The sequence below is a fragment of the Streptomyces sp. JNUCC 63 genome, assembly GCF_054366325.1.
On sequence record NZ_CM135963.1, the window covers coordinates 7,710,581 to 7,727,439 of the forward strand.

The following is a 16,859-nucleotide window of genomic DNA, read 5'->3' on the forward strand; positions in this document are numbered from 1 at the left end:
GGACGCGGCGGCGCGGTCCCGGCCCGTTCGGCGCCATGCGCGGTCAGCGCAGGATGTGGACCGCGTAGAGCGCGCCGATGCCTGCGGCGAGGGTGCCGAGCAGGAGCCGAAGCGCGGTCTCGGGCAGGAGCGGCTGGAGACGGGCGCCGACGTAGCCGCCGACCAGGCCCCCGACCCCGCAGGACAGGCCCAGCAGCCAGTCGGGAGCGACGTCCCCCGTGGCGGCCAGGGAGAGCAGCGCGTAGGTGATCGCGCCGACGACGGACGTCACGAACGTGGAGGCCAGAGCGGCGGGCGCGACGGTGGCCACCGGCGCTCCGCGGCCGACGAGGATCGGGCCGAGCAGGGAGCCGCCCCCGATCCCGTAGATGCCCCCGGCGACGCCGACGGCCAGGGCCAGCGACGTCGTCGCGCGGAGCGACGGCTGGCGGGTGGCGCGGGCTGGGGCCGGGCGCACGGTCCGCAGCCACAGCCACAGCCCGAGCGGCAGCAGCAGCGCGGCGATGAGGAGGCGGAAGACCCGTGGGCCGGGAACGGCGAAGACACGGATCACTGCACCGATGACAACGCCGGGCACGGTACCCGCGATGAGCAGGCGGGTCAGCGGTCCTCCCAGACGCCCGGCTCGCCAGTAGCGCAGGAGGGCGCCGGGGCCGGCCACGACGTTGTACAGCAGGTTCGTCGGTGTCACCGCCGGGCTCGGCACGCCCAGGACGCTGACCTGCACGGGCAGCAGGAAGACCGCTCCGGAGACGCCCACGGGCGAGGTGGCCACCGAGATCAGGAGCCCGGCAACGAACCCGAGCAACCCCGTCGGCCACGCCACCACAGCCCCCTTGAGAGATCACCACCCCGATACGCCCCGGAGCAGGCTCCGGATTGGGTGCCTCCCGCTCTCGTGAACATCGACCCCGGCCCGATCCAACCGTCTCCCGAGGCGATGAACAACCGCTGTCCAAACCCAAACGCGTGAACAAAGCCAGCGGCGGGCGGGTGCGCGTCCTGATGCACCGCACCCGGTGGGGAACCCGTCTGCCGGGCCGTCAGCGTCTGCTGTCCGCCCGGGGGCGAGCGGGCGGGTGGGCTCGGCGATCGCCCCTCGGGCGGACACGCTCGCCGCGGCGCACGCCGCCCCGGTCGAGGCCCGGGAGCGTGTACCGAGTGTGGTGCACCGGGGCGGGGGCCTGTGGGTGGGCGGCCGGATGCGACGGCGCCTGGCCCGGAGGGGCCGGTCAGTCGTGGAGTTCGGCGCGGACGCGGCGGGAGGGCCGGAAGGTGTAGAGGTCGAGGATGCCGGGCGGGTCGGTGAGGCCGGGGCCGCCGTTGGTGACCCAGGTGGTGATGTCGGTGGTGGCGTCGGGGTCGTTGACCAGGCCGAGCCAGACGGGGGCGCCGCCGTTCTGGCGGCCGGCCGTGGAGGGCTGGACGACGATGACGTTGGCGCGTTCGCACGCGCCGAGGCAGCCGGTGACCCGTACGGTCGCGGCGCCGTCCACGGCCTGGCGCAGGTCGCGCAGTTGGGCTGTGTGGTCGAGGCCGCCGATCTTGGGGGTGCCGCAGCAGCAGCCGCGGCAGACGGTGATGGTGGGCCGTGTGGCCCCCGTCGCGGGGGCGGCACGGCGGGTGCGTTTGCTCATGCGGTGTCCTTGGCGGGGTGGGTCCAGGCGGCCTCGCGCAGCAGGCGCAGGCCGTTGAGGCCGACGATGACGGTGGAGCCCTCGTGTCCGGCGACGCCGAGGGGCAGCGGGAGGGTGCCGGTCAGGTCCCAGGCGACCAGGGCGGTGATGAACACCCCGGCAACGGCCAGGTTCTGGAGGACCAGGCGGCGGGCGGTGCGCGAGAGGTGCACGACGGTGGGGACGGTGGCCAGCTCGTCGCGGACCACGACGGCGTCGGCGGTCTCCAGGGCGAGGTCGGAGCCGGCCTTGCCCATGGCGATCCCGGAGTGGGCGGCGGCCAGCGCGGGGGCGTCGTTGACGCCGTCGCCGACGACGAGCACCCTGCGGCCCTGCTCCTGCCATTCCCGCACGGCGGTGACCTTGTCCTGCGGCAGCAGCCCGGCGCGGACGTCGGTGATGCCGACCTCGGCGGCCAGGCGCCGGGCGGCGCGCTCGTTGTCGCCGGTCAGCAGCACCGGGATGCGGCCGGTCAGGCGGGTGAGGGCGGCGACGGTGGCGGCGGCGTCCGGCCGCAGCCGGTCGGCGATCCCAAGCACTCCCACCGGTGCGCCGTCGCGCAGCACCGCCACCGCGGTACGCCCGGCGTCCTCCAGCTCCCGCACCGCCTTCCGGTGGGCCGGGTCGGCGCCGGCGGGCAGCAGCCGGGCGGGGGAGCCGACCCGAATCGTGTGGCCGGCGACGGTGGCGGTGACGCCCCGACCGGGGACGGAGGTGAAGTCGCCCGCGTCGGCCAGGACCAGACCGCCCTCGCGGGCGGCGTCGACGACGGCGCGTGCCAGCGGGTGCTCGCTGGGGTGCTCGGCCGAGGCGGCGAGGGCGAGTACCTCGTTCGCGGTCAGGGCGCTGCCGGGCAGCGGGCGGATGTCGGTGACGCGTGGGGTGCCCTCGGTCAGGGTGCCGGTCTTGTCGAGTGCGACGGCGTCGATCTGGCCCAGGCGTTCCATCACGACGGCGGACTTGACGAGCACGCCGTGGCGTCCGGCGTTGGCCATTGCGGACAGCAGCGGGGGCATGGTGGAGAGGACCACCGCACAGGGCGAGGCGACGATCATGAACGTCATCGCCCGCAGCAGGGCGGCCTGCAGTTCGTCGCCGAAGGCGAGCGGGATCGCGAAGACGGCCAGGGTCGCGAGGACCATGCCGATCGAGTAGCGCTGCTCGATCTTCTCGATGAACAGCTGGGTGGGGGCCTTGGTCTCGGAGGCCTCCTCGACCATCTGCACGATCCGGGCGATCACCGAGTCCGCCGGGTCGCGCTCGACCCGCACGCGCAGGGCGCCGGTGCCGTTGACGGTGCCGGCGAACACCTCGTCCCCGGACTGCTTCGCCACCGGCAGCGGCTCACCCGTGATGGTGGCCTGGTCGACGTCGCTGGATCCCTCCAGGACCCGCCCGTCGGCGCCGACCCGCTCACCGGGCCGCACCAGGATCGTGTCGCCGACCGTCAGGGTTTCGGCAGGGACAGTCTCCTCGCCGCCGTCGGGCAGCAGCCGGGTCGCGGTGGAGGGGGCGAGGTCGAGCAGGCCGCGCACGGAGTCCGCGGTGCGGGCGGTGGCGATCGCCTCCAGGGCGCCGGAGGTGGCGAAGATGACGATCAGCAGCGCACCGTCCAGGACCTGGCCGATCGCGGCGGCGCCGAGCGCCGCGACGACCATCAGCAGGTCCACGTCCAGCGTCTTGTCCTTCAGGGCCTTCAGGCCCTCACAGCCCGGCTCCCAGCCGCCGGTGACGTAGGTGGCGGCGAACAGCGCCCCCCACAGCCACCCCGGGGCACCCAGCAGGTACAGCGGCAGGGCGAGCAGGAACAGCACCAGCGCGGCCAGCGCCCACCGGGCCTCCGGCAGCGCCAGGACCCGCGTGCGGCGCCGCGGCAGGGCGGGACGCGGCCCGGCGGCGGCCGGCGCGGGCCGCTGGTCCAAGGCAGAGGACATGACAGAGCAACCCTTCACGGGCGGGCAGGGAACCGGCCACCACCGTACAGGAATATCTGAACAGGTCTTCATGTGTCACCGCTAGGATGGGTGCCATGGGTCACGGAACCGACGACAGGAACAACGCCACCCCGCGCGAGCGACTGGACGCGGCAGGAGCCTCCGACGTCGCCGCGACCCTCCAGGCCCTGGCCACCCCCTCACGCCTGTACATCCTGGCCCGCCTCCAGGAAGGCCCCTGCGCCGTCGGCGACCTCGCCGACGCCGTCGGCATGGAAGCCTCCGCCTGCTCCCACCAGCTGCGCCTGCTGCGCAACCTGGGCCTGGTCTCCGGCGAACGGCACGGCCGCTCCATCGTCTACTCGCTGTACGACAACCACGTCGCCGAACTCCTGGAGCAAGCCCTCTTCCACGTGGAGCACCTGCGGCTCGGCCTGCGCGACGCCCCCGCCTCCGCGGCGGCGCCGGCCGCGACCCGGCGATGAGCAGCCGCGTCGACCAGGCGGCCATCGTGGGCCGACAGCGTGGTCTCCTCCGGGAAGTACAGAGAGATCATCAGCAGGAACATGCCGCCGAACGATGGATCGAGCGATTCGACGCGTTTCATAGGTGGGTCGCCTGTGAAACAGGCGGCCGCCCGGCGGCCCACCTGCGGCGATCATGTTTCATGAGTTGTTGCAAACGGCTGGATGACTGAAACACCCTGGCGGGTCGGTGACCTGGTGCCGTTCACGCTTGTGGGCGGAGGGGTCGGCCTCCCGGGGCGCGATGCTGGCGGTCGCCCTCCGGGGCGACCGAGACGGGCGGGGTCGGGCGGTTCGGCCGCCCAGGGGGCCGAACCGCCCGTACCCTTCGTGGTGTCTACGGCGTCACACGGCGGGCGCCACACACTGGAGGTCATACCTCGTGCTGATCGCTCAGCGTCCCTCGTTGACCGAAGAGGTCGTCGACGAGTTCCGCTCCCGGTTCATGATCGAGCCGCTGGAGCCGGGCTTCGGCTACACCCTCGGCAACTCCCTGCGCCGTACGCTCCTGTCCTCGATCCCGGGTGCGGCGGTCACGTCCGTCCGTATCGACGGCGTTCTGCACGAGTTCACCACCGTGCCGGGCGTCAAGGAGGACGTCACCGACCTGATCCTCAACATCAAGCAGCTGGTCGTCTCCTCCGAGCACGACGAGCCGGTGGTGATGTACCTGCGCAAGCAGGGCCCGGGTCTGGTCACCGCCGCCGACATCGCGCCGCCGGCCGGTGTCGAGGTGCACAACCCCGACCTCGTCCTCGCCACGCTGAACGGCAAGGGCAAGCTGGAGATGGAGCTGACCGTCGAGCGCGGTCGCGGCTACGTCTCCGCCGTGCAGAACAAGCAGGCGGGCCAGGAGATCGGCCGCATCCCGGTCGACTCGATCTACAGCCCGGTGCTGAAGGTCACGTACAAGGTCGAGGCCACCCGTGTCGAGCAGCGCACCGACTTCGACAAGCTGATCGTCGACGTGGAGACCAAGCAGGCGATGCGTCCGCGGGACGCCGTGGCCTCCGCGGGCAAGACCCTGGTGGAGTTGTTCGGTCTGGCCCGCGAGCTGAACATCGGCGCCGAGGGCATCGACATGGGCCCGTCCCCGACGGACGCCGCCCTGGCCGCCGACATGGTGCTGCCGATCGAGGAGCTGGAGCTCACCGTCCGCTCCTACAACTGCCTCAAGCGGGAGGGCGTCCACTCGGTGGGTGAGCTCCTGGCGCGCTCCGAGGCGGACCTGCTGGACATCCGCAACTTCGGTGCGAAGTCGATCGACGAGGTCAAGGCGAAGCTGGCCGGTCTGGGCCTGGCGCTCAAGGACAGCCCGCCCGGATTCGACCCGACCGCCGCTGCCTTCGACGCGGACGACAACGCGAGCACGGGTTTCGAGCAGTACTGAACGCTGCGCCGCCGGGTCGCGGGGGAGCCAGGAGGGCGGAGGGGCCGGCGATGGGCACCGGTCGACCGCACCCGGCTCCCCAGGGGCCCACCGGCAAAGACGCAGGCGCCCGAGCCCTCCGCGCCTGATCAGGAGGGTGAAGGCGGCCGCCATCGCTGCCGTGTCCAGCCTTCCGTCCCCCGGGTGCGGCCGAGAAGGCCGCCCGACGCGCTGTTCCCCGTGGGCACCCCGGGGCACGCAACAGCCCCCCTCGGAGATCACTCCGAGGGGGGCTGTTCGATGCATATTGCCTGGTCAGGCACAGCGCCCCGAGGGAGCGGGGAGAGCGCCCGCCGCGGGTTCTCGGGGTGGGTGGGGAGTGCGGCAGGATGCCCGGCGCCCGCATCGCCCTCACCGGTGAGCAGCACGGCAGCGTGTTGGTGACGTGGCCCGGCTCCGACGGAAATGCTGTGTCACGTTGGCCGGCTCCACGGTGGACCACAGCACCGCCCCGGCCGCGGGCGGAGACGGAGGCGGCGGCATCTGCAACGAGTCCGACACGGTGTGGTTGATCGGGCCTCGGGGTGTTCGCCATCCCCCCGGACGACTGCGGCCCGCCTGGCGCCGTGCTCGGCCGCACCGGCTGCACCGGCGGCCCCGGTGGCGGAAACGGCGGCCCCGGCGTGGTGGCGGCCCCGGCTGGTCACCTCGCCGCCGTCCAAAGCCCGGCAGGAAGCAGCACCGCCCGTTTGCCGGGGCTCTTCCGCCGCTCGGCGTGGGTGGATCCGATGCGGCGGATGGGGCTTCCCGGTGACAGGATCGGTGTTATGGACACCGAGACGGACTGGGTGTACCGGGTGTTCGAGCCGCACGGCTCCGAGGGCTGGCGCCCCTATGGCAGCGACCCCGAACGGTGGCAGGGCGCGATCACCGCCCCCGACTCGACCGAGGGCGCCAGGTACGCCCTCGGCTGCATCGTCGGCGAGCTGATGACCGAGTGGGAGAGGAGCGGCCTCCATCACGCGATGCACGTGCGGGTCTTCCTCTGGCACGACGAGGCAGGCGACGTGGGGGAGGCGGACTTCATCGTGGAGGTCCGGCCCCGGTCGGACATCGACGCAGCGTGATCTGTGGCGCATGGGGCTCCGCACGGGGACGGGCCCGGTGCGATGGGCACCGAGCGGTCGTGGGCGTACCGGGTGGAGGAGCCGCACGGCTTCGTCCCCACCGCGCCAGTGCCCCCGGAGTCGGCTCCCCTCACCCTGCTGCTTCCGGCGGTGCTCTTCGATCCGTTGCTGTCCGGGGGTGCCCCTATCTCTTTCGTCAAGGAGCGGGGCGGTTGTTCTGTCGCAGTTCAGGCGTTTTGGGGGGTGAGGTGCGGTTCGAAGAACATGCCGTCGCGGAGCATGGCGAAAAGGACGTCGACGCGGCGGCGGGTGAGACACACCAGGGCCTGTTTGTGGCGCTTCCCCTCGGCCTTCTTGCGTTCGTAGTAGGCCCGGGACGCGGGGTCGGCCAGGGCCGCGAACGCGGAGAGGAAGAAGGCCCGTTTGAGGTGCTTGTTGCCTCTTCGGGAGGGGCTCTCGCCCCGGATCGAGGCCCCGGACCGTCGGGTGACGGGAGCCAGGCCCGCGTAGGCGGCGAGGTGTCCGGCGGTGAGGAAGGCGGATCCGTCGCCGACGGCGATGAGGATCCTGGCTCCGGTCCTGACGCCTATCCCCGGCATCGACGTCAGGAGCCTGGAAAGGGGGTGGGCCTCCAGCAGGTCCTCGATGCTGGAGGCGAGTTGTCTGCGCCGGTCCAGCAGCGAGGAGAGGTTCGCGGCGTGCTTGGGCACGACGGCCGCGGCCGCGTCCGTGCCGGGGACGACGACGGTCTGTTCGTCCAGTGCGGTGAAGATGTCCTCGACCAGGCGCTCGGCCATGCGCGGGGCCTTGGGCCGCAGGATCGTGATCAGCCGGCGGCGTCCGGCCTTGCGGATCTGGGCCGGGGAGCCGAAGCGTTCGAGCAGCCAGAGCACGGCCGGGTGCTGGATGCGCGGGCCCAGGACCCGCTCCAGCGCGAGGTGGATCTGGGTGAGCAGGCCGCGCAGCCGGTTGGCGACCCGGGTGACCTCGCCCGCCAGGTCGTCGTCGAAGCCCACGATCCTGTGCAGCTCGGCGACCGTCTCGTCGTCCAGCTCGATCGAGCGGAGCGTGTGCGGCATCGTGCGGGCCGCGCCCGCGATGATCGCCGCGTCGCGGGCGTCGGCCTTGCCCCCGCCCGGGCAGAGGTCGGCGATCCGCCGCATCGTCAGCCCGGGCAGGTAGGCGACCTGGCAGCCCGCGTTGCGGGCGACCGCGAGCGGCAGGGTGCCGATCGAGGCGGGCTGGCCGACGACCACGAGCACGGTGCCGTACCTTGCGGTCAGCCTCTCCGGCATGGCCCGCAGTTTCGGCTCGCTGTTGGGCAGCGGCTTGTCGACCACCCTCTTCCCGTCGGGTCGCAGCCCGTGGGCGTGGTGCTCGCCCTTGCCGACGTCCAGTCCGAGGTGGATGCCGATGTCGCTGGTGTCAATCACGTGCTTCCTCCAGGGAAGGTCATGCCGCCCCGGCCTCGACGTGGCACCAGCTGCCGGCAACCACGTTACGCAGAGCCTTGCCGGACGGGCCGGCGCTCGTGCCCCCATCAGCGGTCTACCGGTGCCTCCCGGCCCGGTGACATGTCAATCCCCTCGAACTGTGGAGATCTTCTATGCGGCCAGCTCCAGGGCGGAGTCGGCTCGGTGGTCATGTTCGTAGTCGATCGGGCTCCGGTACCCGCACACGCTGTGTAGTCGGTGGGTGTTGTAGAAGCCGGTGATCCAGGTGGCGATCTTCAGCCGGGCCTCGGCCCGGGTGGCGAAGGTGTGCCGGTGGACGTACTCGACCTTGAGCACGCTGTTGAACGCCTCGCTGACGGCATTGGCATGATCCGTCGACTGCTTCGGTTCCCGACTCTGAAGACGGAGGTCGGGTGCGGGTGACGCACCCGTTCCATCCCCTGTCCGGAGTGGAGCTGGAGTTCATCGAGCGTCGGCGGTGCTGGCGCGGGGACCGGGTGTACTACTTCGACGAGGCGGGTGGCCGGTCGCGGATCCCGGCGGAGTGGACGTCGGTGGCGCCGGTGGACGCGTTCGTGGTCGCGGCCCAGGGCGGCTGTCCGTTCCGGACGCAGGATCTGGTCGCGTTGGCCGCGCTGATCGACCGGCGCCGTGGTGTCGGGGAGATCACGCCGTGAGTGTCGCGGGGTTCGTGCCGTGCTTGAGGGCGCTCGCGGTGTCGGTCGGGGGCGTGTGCAACCGTGGAATGTGCGCTGGCCTGCTGCTTTTGCTCCTGCCGGTGGTCACAAAGGGCTTGGCTGCGATCCGGTCCGTCCGAATCCTGGTGACAGGGCTGGAGAGGGGAGGCGGTCATGGCGGCAGCGACGGGAAGTGCGGTGAAGATCCGCGCTCTGCGGGAGTCGCGGACGCTCAATCCGCGTCCCGAAGCGGTGGTCGACGAGGCTTTCACCGCTTCGTCGTTCCTGGATCCATGCGATCTGGTGCAGGTGAAGTACGAGATGGTGCGCCGGGTCCGCGTCGACAAGGTCCCCGTCGCCCGTGCGGCGGCGGCCTTCGGGTTCTGCCGTCAGAGCTTCTATGCGATCGCGGCCGCGTTGGACGCGGGCGGGCCGGCCGCGCTGGTGCCGGGCAAGCCCGGGCCGAAGGGGCCGAGGAAGCTGACCGAGCCGGTGATGGAGCATGTCGAGGCCCTGCTGCAGGCCGATCCAGGCCTCAAGGCGCCGGCATTGGCTGCGGCGGTGGCCGAGGAGTTCGGCGTCCAGGTGCATCCGCGTTCCATCGAGCGGGCACTGGCCCGCAGGCGCGAGGGCCGCAGCCGGGAGGAGGACATACGTCCCCGCAGCTGACGCGGCCGCCGGGGCACGGGTCTGCGCGAGCTACGAACAGTTGCGCTCCGCGGTCGTGGAAGGACGCGGCGGCGGCTGGCGTCATGGCTGGTCGGTGCTGGTCCGCTCAGGCATGGCCGCCTGGAGCCGGGCCATGGAGGCCGTCCGCGGCCCAGGCGGGCAGCAGCCCGATCGGCTGCCGGCGCTCGCAGGCGACGTCGCCGACGATCTCGGCACCGAGCTCGTGCACGTGCTGGCCTCGCTCGTCCTCGGGCACGGCCTGCCGCCCTGAGCCCGTCACCGTCACCGTCACCGTCACCGTCACCTGGAGTGTTGCGCTCGAGAGGAAGTACGTCGTGCAGGAACAGCCGTCCGGCGGGGGAAAGGTCACCGCGGATCATCTGCGGCGGGGTGCGTATCTGTATGTGCGCCAGTCCTCGCTCAAGCAGGTCGTCAACAACACCGAGTCCACCGCCCGGCAGTACGCACTGCGGGGCCGGGCCGTCGCACTGGGCTGGAACGAGGGCCAGATCACCGTGATCGACACCGACCAGGGTCAGTCCGGGGCCACGACCACGGGCCGGGACGGCTTCCAACTCCTGGTCTCGGAGGTGTCTTTGGGCCGGGCCGGGATCGTCCTCGGCCTTGAGGTGAGCCGACTGGCCCGCAACAGCACCGACTGGCACCGGTTGCTGGAGATCTGCGCGTTGACCGGGACGTTGATCCTGGACGAGGACGGGCTCTATGACCCGCGCTCGTTCAACGACCGCCTCGTCCTCGGCTTGAAGGGCACCATGTCCGAGGCCGAACTGCACGTGCTCAGGGCCCGTCTGCGGGGCGGGCAGCTGTCCAAGGCCCGGCGCGGGGAGCTGAAGCAGGCGCTGCCCGTCGGCTATGTCCACGACCATGCCGACCGCATCGTCAAGGACCCCGACGCGGCGGTCCGCACGGCCGTCGAGCGGGTCTTCACCCTGTTCGCGGCGACGGGCTCGGCCCGACAGGTCGTCATCGCCTTCGCCCGGGACAAGCTCTCCTTTCCCGCCCGCATCCGCACCGGCCCTCACAAGGGCGAGCTGGTCTGGGGCCCACTCAAGCACTGGCGGGTGCTCTCGCTGCTGCACAACCCCTGCTATGCCGGGGCATTCGTCTATGGACGCAGGCGCGCGACGAGGACCGCGCAGGGCACATTCGCCTGGGCGACCGTGCCCCGTGATCAGTGGATGACGCTGATCGAGGACCACCACGAGGGATACCTCTCCTTCGCGCAGTGGGAGGCGAACTGTCAGACCCTGGCCGGCAATGCCGCCGGCCACGGCGAGGACCGCAAGGCAGGGCCGGCCCGCGAAGGCCCGGCCCTGCTGCAGGGCCTGGCGATCTGCGGCAAGTGCGGACGGCGGATGACGGTCGGCTATCGCCAGTACCGCGACGAGATCTTCCCCGACTACCGGTGCATGACCCGGGCCATCCAGGACGGCGCACGCGTCTGCGAACGCCTGCCCGGCAAGGCCATCGACACCGCCGTCACCCGACTCCTGCTGAACACCCTCACCCCGCTCGCCGTCGACGCCGCGCTGAAAGTCAGCGACCAGCTCATCGCTCAGGCCGCCGAGGCCGACCGGCTGCGGGCCACCCATGTCCAACGAGCCCAGCACCGCGCGGACCTGGCCCGGCGCCGCTACCTCGCCGTCGATCCCGACAACCGGCTCGTCGCCGACACCCTGGAGGCCGACTGGAACCACGCTCTGCGCGAGGTCGCCGCGGCAAAAGAGACATACGAGCGGGCCAAGACCGAGGCCGCCCCGCTCGAACAGGCCGTCCGCGACCGGCTGACCACACTCGCCGCCGACGTCCACACCCTCTGGGCCGATCCGGCCACCCCCATGCGGGAACGGAAACGTATCGCCCGCCTGCTGATCACGGATGTCACCCTCACCCGCACCGACCAGATCACCGCGCAGATCCGGCTGTCCGGCGGCCAGCACCACACCCTGACCGTCCCGATCCCGCTGTCCGGCGGAAAGTCCTGGCAGACCCACCCCGACACCGTCGCCCTGGTCGACGAACTCCTCGACCACCACACCCACCGCGAGATCGCGAAGATCCTCAACGAACGGGGCCTGACCAGCGGCAAGGGACGCCCGTTCACCGAGCTCCTGGTCCGCGACATCCGCGACAACTACCAGCTCACCCACCGCTACCAGCGACTACGCGACCGCGGCCTGCTCACCCACGAGGAGTACGCCACCGCAGTCGGCACCACCGCCCAGACGGTGAAAATCTGGCGCCGGGCCGGCCTGATCGACGGCGTTCCCTACAACGACAAGAGCTGCTACCTCTACCCGCCGCCCGGCCCCGATGCCCCGCACGTCGAGATGGGCATCAAACTCTCCGACCGCATCGCGGCCCGAGAGGCGGCTCAATCCGCAGAATCGCAAAGGAGCGCAGTGTGATGACAACGGCTTGTCGAAACACGAGCCGACCCGGCCCATGGACTGGGTGACCCCCAGGCGGCGGCAGGCCCGCTTGAACCTCCGGGAGACGTACTCGCTGCCGCGATCACTGTGAAAGATCACGCCCTTGACGTCGCCACCACGGGTGGCCGCGGCCATGTGCAGCGAGGCGACGACGAGTTCGGCGTCGTGGCGCTCCCCCATCGCGTAGCCGAGCAGGCGGCGGGAGTACAGATCGATCACGGTGGCGAGGTAGAGCTTGCCCTCGCCGGTGACGATCTCGGTCATGTCACCGCACCACACCTGGTCCGGCGCATCCGCGCTGAAGTCACGGCGCACGAAGTCCGGGGCCGCCGCCCGCTTGCCCGGCCGGGTCAGACCGCGGCGCCGACGGACCGTGCGTCCGGCCAGGCCCAGCTCGGCCATGAGCTTGGCAACGGTGTTCACCGACACCCGCCAGCCGTTCCTCACCAGCGTGATCCAGATCTTCGGGGAGCCGTAGGTCCCGCCCGAGCCCTCGAAGATGCGCTTGACCTCGTCGGCGAGCCGCTGCCGTCGCGTCTCTCGGACGGTGGCCGGCTTGTCGCGCCACTTGTAGAACCACGACTCCGACACCCCCAGCGCCCGGCAGGCGAGACGGTGCGGGACCTTGTGCCCGGTCCTCTGGTTACCGATGAACGCGGCCAGCGCCGCGGGAGCCTGCTCGGTCACTTCACCCAGAGGACCATGCATCGCTTGAGGACATCACGCTCCATCTCCAGCTCGCGGATGCGCTTGTTCTTCTCGCTCATCTCCCGCCGCAGACGCTCCAGCTCGGCACGCTCGGCCTCGCGCACACGCCCGCCGGCCGCGGACTGCGCGGGCCGGTCCGACGATGCCGTCCCGTTGCGGCGCCAGCGCGAGACCCAGCTGTGCAGCGTGCCAGGGTTGATGCCGAGTTCCTCGGCAACCTCCGGGACCGGCTTTCCGGTCTCGATCACGATGCGTACAGCGCCCTCACGGAACTCGGCTTCGTACGGCTGTTTCTTGGACCCCATGAATCCCAACTTCCCCTGCAATCACGGACTCCACGCTACGAGGGGAGGGACAGACACCCCCCCGGGTCATGGTCGACAGGGGGCAAAAGTCATGCCGGGCCCGGGGGCCGGGAGCCCCGAAGAAGGTAATGGGGGTCGTCCGCGAGTCGGGTCAGGGCGGCGGGGGCTGCGGATTGCAGGAGGTTTGGCCTCCGAGTGCGCTATTCACCCGAACGAGTGGTGTGACTCGCACGGTACGCGAGGGGTTTGCAGGGTGCGCTGATCAGTTTCGACCGGCCTCGTCGAGAATGTTGCGCATTCTCTTCGCGTCATGGGTGTTCGTGCACCAAATCGCTGTCAACGCCACGGGTCGCCACCGTTCGATCGGGAGTTTCCTGCTCCGTTTTCACGGAAATCAAGGGTCCCGGCAAGCGGGTTATGCGACTAGCGTCCGATACGGCACGAAAAGAGGACCCCGAGGCTGACGTCAACCAACTCGGGGCCCCCTCTCCCTCGTGCCTTCTCAACAACGCACCAAGGAGCGCGAACATTGATTCAGCACGTCCGCCGGAAGCTCGCAAGCGTCCTTCCGGCAGCGCCAGAGATTAGCATTCCGCTGTCCGCCGTCCTGCAAACCGGGATTTCGAACGTTCTTCTGCTGACGCTCCGTTTCAGTTCCGTTCTGCTCATCGGCGTTCTCGCGGCAGCCGCAGCCCGCCAGGAGTCTCTCCCGGTGGAAGTGCTCGTCGGAATGACGGCCGCCTCCGTCTCCGACCGCAGCTGCATCGCCTACCTGAAGGTACGCCGCGGCACCGCCTGACGGCCGTCGCTGCGCAAGCATCGCCCTCGCCCGCGAATCCGGGCGAGGGCCCACTCGCCGGCACCGCGGTCCTGCGCCCCCTGAGCGGCGGCCCGCAGCCATAGCGCTGTTGCGCATCGGTCCTGACGCTGGCTGTCCACGTCTGCCCTTCCCTGCCCACCCCTCAACTCAGCGAGGAGGAGAGCCATGCTGATGCGCATCGGTCCGCGAGGGCTGCGCGCTGACGCCAAACTCGACGACCGGGATCCCTCGGGGACTGCCCCGCGCCTCTCCGGGCGAGTACCGGTCTCCTACTCCGCCTTCTGCTGCGACCACTGGACGGTCTACCGGAATTTCGGCGCCGCCGCGGTGGGGTCCGCCCTCACCGGCACCGCGATCGCCCGCGCTGCCCTCCATGACCTCGGTGAACAGTGGGACACCGCACTGCGCAGCCCCTCTCCCGCGGCCCATGCCTGGGACCTTTTCTCCCGCCGGGTCTGCGAGCGCCGTGTCGAGAGCGGGCTTCACCACCTGCTCGACCGTGCCGAGGCGGACGCATTGGTTCTGCGGTACAAGCTCGGTCTCTCCTCCCTGGAGGCCGGCCACGCGATGGGCCTGGCGCCGGCCGACTTCGAGATGCTCCGCCACCGGGCCCTGCGGGCCCTGCTCTCCGGCCGCGCCAGGTGAATATGCCGCTGTCGAATGCGCTGGTCAGGGGCGTGAAGTGCGCCGGAGTGCGATGAGGCACACCGGCGGCTGAAATGCCATCAAATGATCCGCCCCGTTGGCGGATGCGGGTAGCCCTGCCTCGGCCCGCCCTCCTAGCATGAGGTCTCTGCTGCCGGAGACACGCAGCGTCCAAGGGGACGTGCGCGTCCGAGAGCGTGGGGAGCGGCTCATCATCGATCTCAGCAAGCCCAGCGTTGCCAGAATGTACGACCACCTTCTCGGCGGCACGGACAACTATCAAGTCGACCGGGACGCCTGTGCGAAATTACTCCGCCTCGCCCCCAGCACCCGTGAACTCGCGCTGGCCAACCGCGCGTTTCTGGTGAGAGCCGTGCGCTATCTCGCACAGGAGCACGGGGTGCGCCGATTCCTCGACCACGGCTCGGGGCTGCCGACGCGGCCCAACGTCCACCAGGTCGCCCAGGAGGTCCATCCCACCAGCGAGGTCGTCTACATCGACAACGACCCCGTCGTCCTGGCCCACGGGGAGATGATGCTGGCGGAGGACCCGGCCACCACGGCCGTCCTGGAAGCCGACATGCGCGACACCGCCGACATCTTCGAAAGCCGAGAAGTGCGAAGGCTGCTGCGCGACGACAAGCCGGTCGCGGCCCTCTTCGTCTCGGTCCTCCACTGCATTCCCGACAAGGACGACCCCTGGGCCCTGGTGCGGAACGTGGCCGAGCAACTCCCGCGCGGCAGCTATCTGGTGATCTCACAGCTCGCCAGTGACGACGCGGAACTCCGCAAAAACATCACCGATTTCATGCGCGAGATCACCGACAACTCCTGGGGACAGGTCCGGTCGATAAGCGAGGTCAACTGCTTCTTCGAGGGCCTGGACCTCCTGGAGGAACCCGAGCCGGTCGAAGTCTCGCGCTGGCACCCCGACAGCGACCTCGCGCCCCGGCAGCGATCCGAGGAGTGGATAGAGTACGGTGGCGTCGCCCGCATCGGGTGACGCACGGACTACTCGGACGCCCCGCCGGCGAGCCGGTCGATGTAGTGCTGGATCCGCTCCATCGTGTCGAGCTTGGGCAGAGCCTGCTGCCACCAGTGATCCATCGACGCCATGAACGTCTCGATCTGCGCCACGTCGGTGAGGAGTTCGCCGCTGACGTTCTTGTTCTCCAGGTAGACAGAGCGGTTCTCCGCGCCCTCGTGAGGCTTGAACAGGGTTATCGCCGGGTGCAGCGGCGAGCCCGTCCGCAGAGCGCTCCCGGGCAGGATCCGGATGTGAACGTTCGGCTTGTTCTCCGCCACGGTGTACAGGTGCCTCAGCTGCTCCCGCATGACCAGTACGCCGCCCAACTGCTTGTCCAGCACCCATTCCGCGATCAGGGCCCGGAACACGGGAGCGTGCGGCTGGTCGAGGAGATGCTGTCGGCGCAGCCGCATCTCCAGGCGGCGCTCGATGGCCGCGAAAGCCTCGCGCCGCTTCTCGGGGTCGTACTGTGCGCGGGCGTAGTCGGCCATCAGGGCCCGGGCGTAGCCCGCGGTCTGTAGCATCCCGGGGACGTTGTTCTCCTGGTACACCTGGACCACCTTCGACGTGGATTCCAGGGCGAACAGGGATGTGAGGGTATGGTCCGCGACGTCGGAGAACGCGGACCACCAGCGCTGGTCCGCACGCCACTGCAGAAGTGCCTCTGCGTTCCGGAAGATATCCTCCGGTGCCCGGTAGAAGCGCAGGAGCGCGGTGACGTTCTCCGGCTTGAGCGGGGTCTTGGCGTTCTCGTAGCGGCTGAGCGTGGCGACCGAGTTGAACTCCGGGACCGCCTTCACGACGTCGCTCAGGTTGAGCTTCTTCTCGTCGCGCAGGTGCCGCAGGAGGGCGCCGACGAGCTTGGCCGCCGCCTCCGGGGTCGACGGGGGTGCTTCACCCTGCCGCCCCACCAAAGCCAGAATACGATCTGACATGAACACTCCTAGCGCGGACAGGGATCTCCCGCCCGCGCTAAGAAATAACACTCCGCTGGCCGCAGGCAACCCTTGGCCGGCGCTTTTCAGACAGTCATGCTGTTGAACTCGCCCTTCACGACACCGTCGAAGAATGCCACGATCTCGTCGCGCGTGAAGACGAGCACGGGACCGTCGGGGAATCGCGAGTTCTGCATCGCGATCTCGTTTTCACCGACCCTCGCAACCTCCACGCAGGAGTTGATCGCGTCACACGCGGACGCCCTCACCCACTGTGCACCCGCCACCGAACCGGCTGCCATGCCGTTGTGCACCCCGATCATCGTGAAACCGCCTTTCCGTAACCGCCAGCCGCGATCGGCCGCCGCTGGCTTCCCTCGTCTCGACTCCCCGCCCCGTTTTCACGCCGCCCCGCAATTTGCATGAGCGGTGAGAACGGATGAAATCCTAGACGGTGATCGCCGCGACCGGTGTCCCTCGAAAGGGCATTCTCGGCGGGATGGAAAGAATTAATGTGATTAACGGTTTGACGGTGT

The 16,859-nt window shown here is 70.2% G+C and carries 17 protein-coding genes and 2 pseudogenes; 10 read left to right on the forward strand and 9 right to left on the reverse strand.

The window, feature by feature from the left end; genetic code table 11:
- Positions 1-43: 43 nt before the first annotated feature.
- The 3 genes from ACX25U_RS35710 to ACX25U_RS35720 form a co-directional block, all read right to left on the reverse strand.
- Complete coding sequence (locus tag ACX25U_RS35710) at positions 44-826, reverse strand: TSUP family transporter (RefSeq protein WP_454386167.1); 783 nt, start codon at positions 824-826, stop codon at positions 44-46.
- A gap of 406 nt (positions 827-1,232) precedes the next feature.
- Positions 1,233-1,637, reverse strand: a complete 405-nt coding sequence (locus ACX25U_RS35715) for a (2Fe-2S) ferredoxin domain-containing protein (protein WP_454386168.1) — start codon at positions 1,635-1,637, stop codon at positions 1,233-1,235.
- Entirely contained in the window at positions 1,634-3,610 is a 1,977-nt protein-coding gene (locus ACX25U_RS35720) for a heavy metal translocating P-type ATPase (RefSeq protein WP_454386170.1), read from the reverse strand. The genes ACX25U_RS35715 and ACX25U_RS35720 overlap by 4 nt, the downstream gene beginning before the upstream one ends.
- A 95-nt stretch (positions 3,611-3,705) precedes the next feature.
- On the opposite strand from ACX25U_RS35720, the gene ACX25U_RS35725 reads away from it, so the two are divergent.
- From ACX25U_RS35725 to ACX25U_RS35735, 3 genes are all read left to right on the forward strand, one after another.
- The gene (locus tag ACX25U_RS35725; protein ID WP_454386171.1) at positions 3,706-4,095 is read left to right on the forward strand and encodes an ArsR/SmtB family transcription factor; all 390 of its coding nucleotides are present in this window, start codon (positions 3,706-3,708) and stop codon (positions 4,093-4,095) included.
- A gap of 421 nt (positions 4,096-4,516) precedes the next feature.
- Positions 4,517-5,524, forward strand: coding sequence for a DNA-directed RNA polymerase subunit alpha (locus ACX25U_RS35730; protein ID WP_454386173.1), 1,008 nt, complete (start codon positions 4,517-4,519; stop codon positions 5,522-5,524).
- A gap of 806 nt (positions 5,525-6,330) precedes the next feature.
- Entirely contained in the window at positions 6,331-6,630 is a 300-nt protein-coding gene (locus ACX25U_RS35735; protein ID WP_454386175.1) for a hypothetical protein, read from the forward strand.
- A gap of 227 nt (positions 6,631-6,857) precedes the next feature.
- Here the strand turns inward: ACX25U_RS35735 and ACX25U_RS35740 are convergent, their stop codons facing one another.
- Together ACX25U_RS35740 and ACX25U_RS35745 are read right to left on the reverse strand one after the other, a co-directional pair.
- A complete protein-coding gene (locus ACX25U_RS35740) occupies positions 6,858-8,063 on the reverse strand; it encodes an IS110 family RNA-guided transposase (protein ID WP_454386177.1) in 1,206 nt (401 codons plus the stop codon).
- A 171-nt stretch (positions 8,064-8,234) separates the two neighbouring features.
- A pseudogene (locus tag ACX25U_RS35745) lies at positions 8,235-8,441 on the reverse strand (IS3 family transposase); the annotation flags it as partial.
- Positions 8,442-8,503: 62 nt separating this feature from the next.
- On the opposite strand from ACX25U_RS35745, the gene ACX25U_RS35750 reads away from it, so the two are divergent.
- The 4 genes from ACX25U_RS35750 to ACX25U_RS35765 all read left to right on the forward strand — a co-directional run bounded on the left by ACX25U_RS35750 (position 8,504) and on the right by ACX25U_RS35765 (position 11,859).
- On the forward strand, positions 8,504-8,761 hold the full coding sequence (locus tag ACX25U_RS35750) for a DUF5372 family protein (RefSeq protein ID WP_454386179.1): 258 nt from the start codon (positions 8,504-8,506) through the stop codon (positions 8,759-8,761).
- A gap of 174 nt (positions 8,762-8,935) precedes the next feature.
- The gene (locus ACX25U_RS35755; RefSeq protein ID WP_454386181.1) at positions 8,936-9,430 is read left to right on the forward strand and encodes a helix-turn-helix domain-containing protein; all 495 of its coding nucleotides are present in this window, start codon (positions 8,936-8,938) and stop codon (positions 9,428-9,430) included.
- Between the two features lie 55 nt (positions 9,431-9,485).
- On the forward strand, positions 9,486-9,701 hold the full coding sequence (locus ACX25U_RS35760; RefSeq protein WP_454386183.1) for a hypothetical protein: 216 nt from the start codon (positions 9,486-9,488) through the stop codon (positions 9,699-9,701).
- Positions 9,702-9,765: 64 nt separating this feature from the next.
- A complete protein-coding gene (locus tag ACX25U_RS35765; protein WP_454386185.1) occupies positions 9,766-11,859 on the forward strand; it encodes a recombinase family protein in 2,094 nt (697 codons plus the stop codon).
- A gap of 21 nt (positions 11,860-11,880) precedes the next feature.
- On the opposite strand, the pseudogene ACX25U_RS35770 reads toward ACX25U_RS35765, so the two are convergent.
- Positions 11,881-12,591 (reverse strand): annotated as a pseudogene (locus ACX25U_RS35770) (IS3 family transposase); the annotation flags it as partial.
- Positions 12,567-12,896, reverse strand: a complete 330-nt coding sequence (locus tag ACX25U_RS35775) for a transposase (protein WP_454386187.1) — start codon at positions 12,894-12,896, stop codon at positions 12,567-12,569. The pseudogene ACX25U_RS35770 and the gene ACX25U_RS35775, both read right to left, overlap by 25 nt.
- 529 nt (positions 12,897-13,425) lie before the next feature.
- Between ACX25U_RS35775 and ACX25U_RS35780 the strand changes: the two genes are divergently transcribed.
- The 3 genes from ACX25U_RS35780 to ACX25U_RS35790 all read left to right on the forward strand — a co-directional run bounded on the left by ACX25U_RS35780 (position 13,426) and on the right by ACX25U_RS35790 (position 15,364).
- A complete protein-coding gene (locus ACX25U_RS35780) occupies positions 13,426-13,695 on the forward strand; it encodes a hypothetical protein (protein WP_454386189.1) in 270 nt (89 codons plus the stop codon).
- A gap of 186 nt (positions 13,696-13,881) precedes the next feature.
- A complete protein-coding gene (locus ACX25U_RS35785) occupies positions 13,882-14,361 on the forward strand; it encodes a hypothetical protein (protein ID WP_454386190.1) in 480 nt (159 codons plus the stop codon).
- Between the two features lie 181 nt (positions 14,362-14,542).
- Positions 14,543-15,364, forward strand: a complete 822-nt coding sequence (locus ACX25U_RS35790; protein WP_454394660.1) for an SAM-dependent methyltransferase — start codon at positions 14,543-14,545, stop codon at positions 15,362-15,364.
- Positions 15,365-15,372: 8 nt separating this feature from the next.
- Here the strand turns inward: ACX25U_RS35790 and ACX25U_RS35795 are convergent, their stop codons facing one another.
- Together ACX25U_RS35795 and ACX25U_RS35800 are read right to left on the reverse strand one after the other, a co-directional pair.
- On the reverse strand, positions 15,373-16,323 hold the full coding sequence (locus tag ACX25U_RS35795) for a helix-turn-helix domain-containing protein (protein WP_454386191.1): 951 nt from the start codon (positions 16,321-16,323) through the stop codon (positions 15,373-15,375).
- 86 nt (positions 16,324-16,409) lie between these two features.
- On the reverse strand, positions 16,410-16,646 hold the full coding sequence (locus tag ACX25U_RS35800; protein ID WP_454386193.1) for a DUF397 domain-containing protein: 237 nt from the start codon (positions 16,644-16,646) through the stop codon (positions 16,410-16,412).
- Positions 16,647-16,859 lie beyond the last annotated feature (213 nt).

Coding starts and splice junctions, on each gene's coding strand:
- ACX25U_RS35715 (WP_454386168.1), bottom strand. CDS start 1,637: ATGAGCAAACGCACCCGCCGTGCCGCCCCCGCGACGGGGGCCACACGG.
- ACX25U_RS35720 (WP_454386170.1), bottom strand. CDS start 3,610: ATGTCCTCTGCCTTGGACCAGCGGCCCGCGCCGGCCGCCGCCGGGCCG.
- ACX25U_RS35725 (WP_454386171.1), top strand. CDS start 3,706: ATGGGTCACGGAACCGACGACAGGAACAACGCCACCCCGCGCGAGCGA.
- ACX25U_RS35735 (WP_454386175.1), top strand. CDS start 6,331: ATGGACACCGAGACGGACTGGGTGTACCGGGTGTTCGAGCCGCACGGC.
- ACX25U_RS35755 (WP_454386181.1), top strand. CDS start 8,936: ATGGCGGCAGCGACGGGAAGTGCGGTGAAGATCCGCGCTCTGCGGGAG.
- ACX25U_RS35775 (WP_454386187.1), bottom strand. CDS start 12,896: ATGGGGTCCAAGAAACAGCCGTACGAAGCCGAGTTCCGTGAGGGCGCT.
- ACX25U_RS35785 (WP_454386190.1), top strand. CDS start 13,882: ATGCTGATGCGCATCGGTCCGCGAGGGCTGCGCGCTGACGCCAAACTC.
- ACX25U_RS35795 (WP_454386191.1), bottom strand. CDS start 16,323: ATGTCAGATCGTATTCTGGCTTTGGTGGGGCGGCAGGGTGAAGCACCC.
- ACX25U_RS35800 (WP_454386193.1), bottom strand. CDS start 16,646: ATGATCGGGGTGCACAACGGCATGGCAGCCGGTTCGGTGGCGGGTGCA.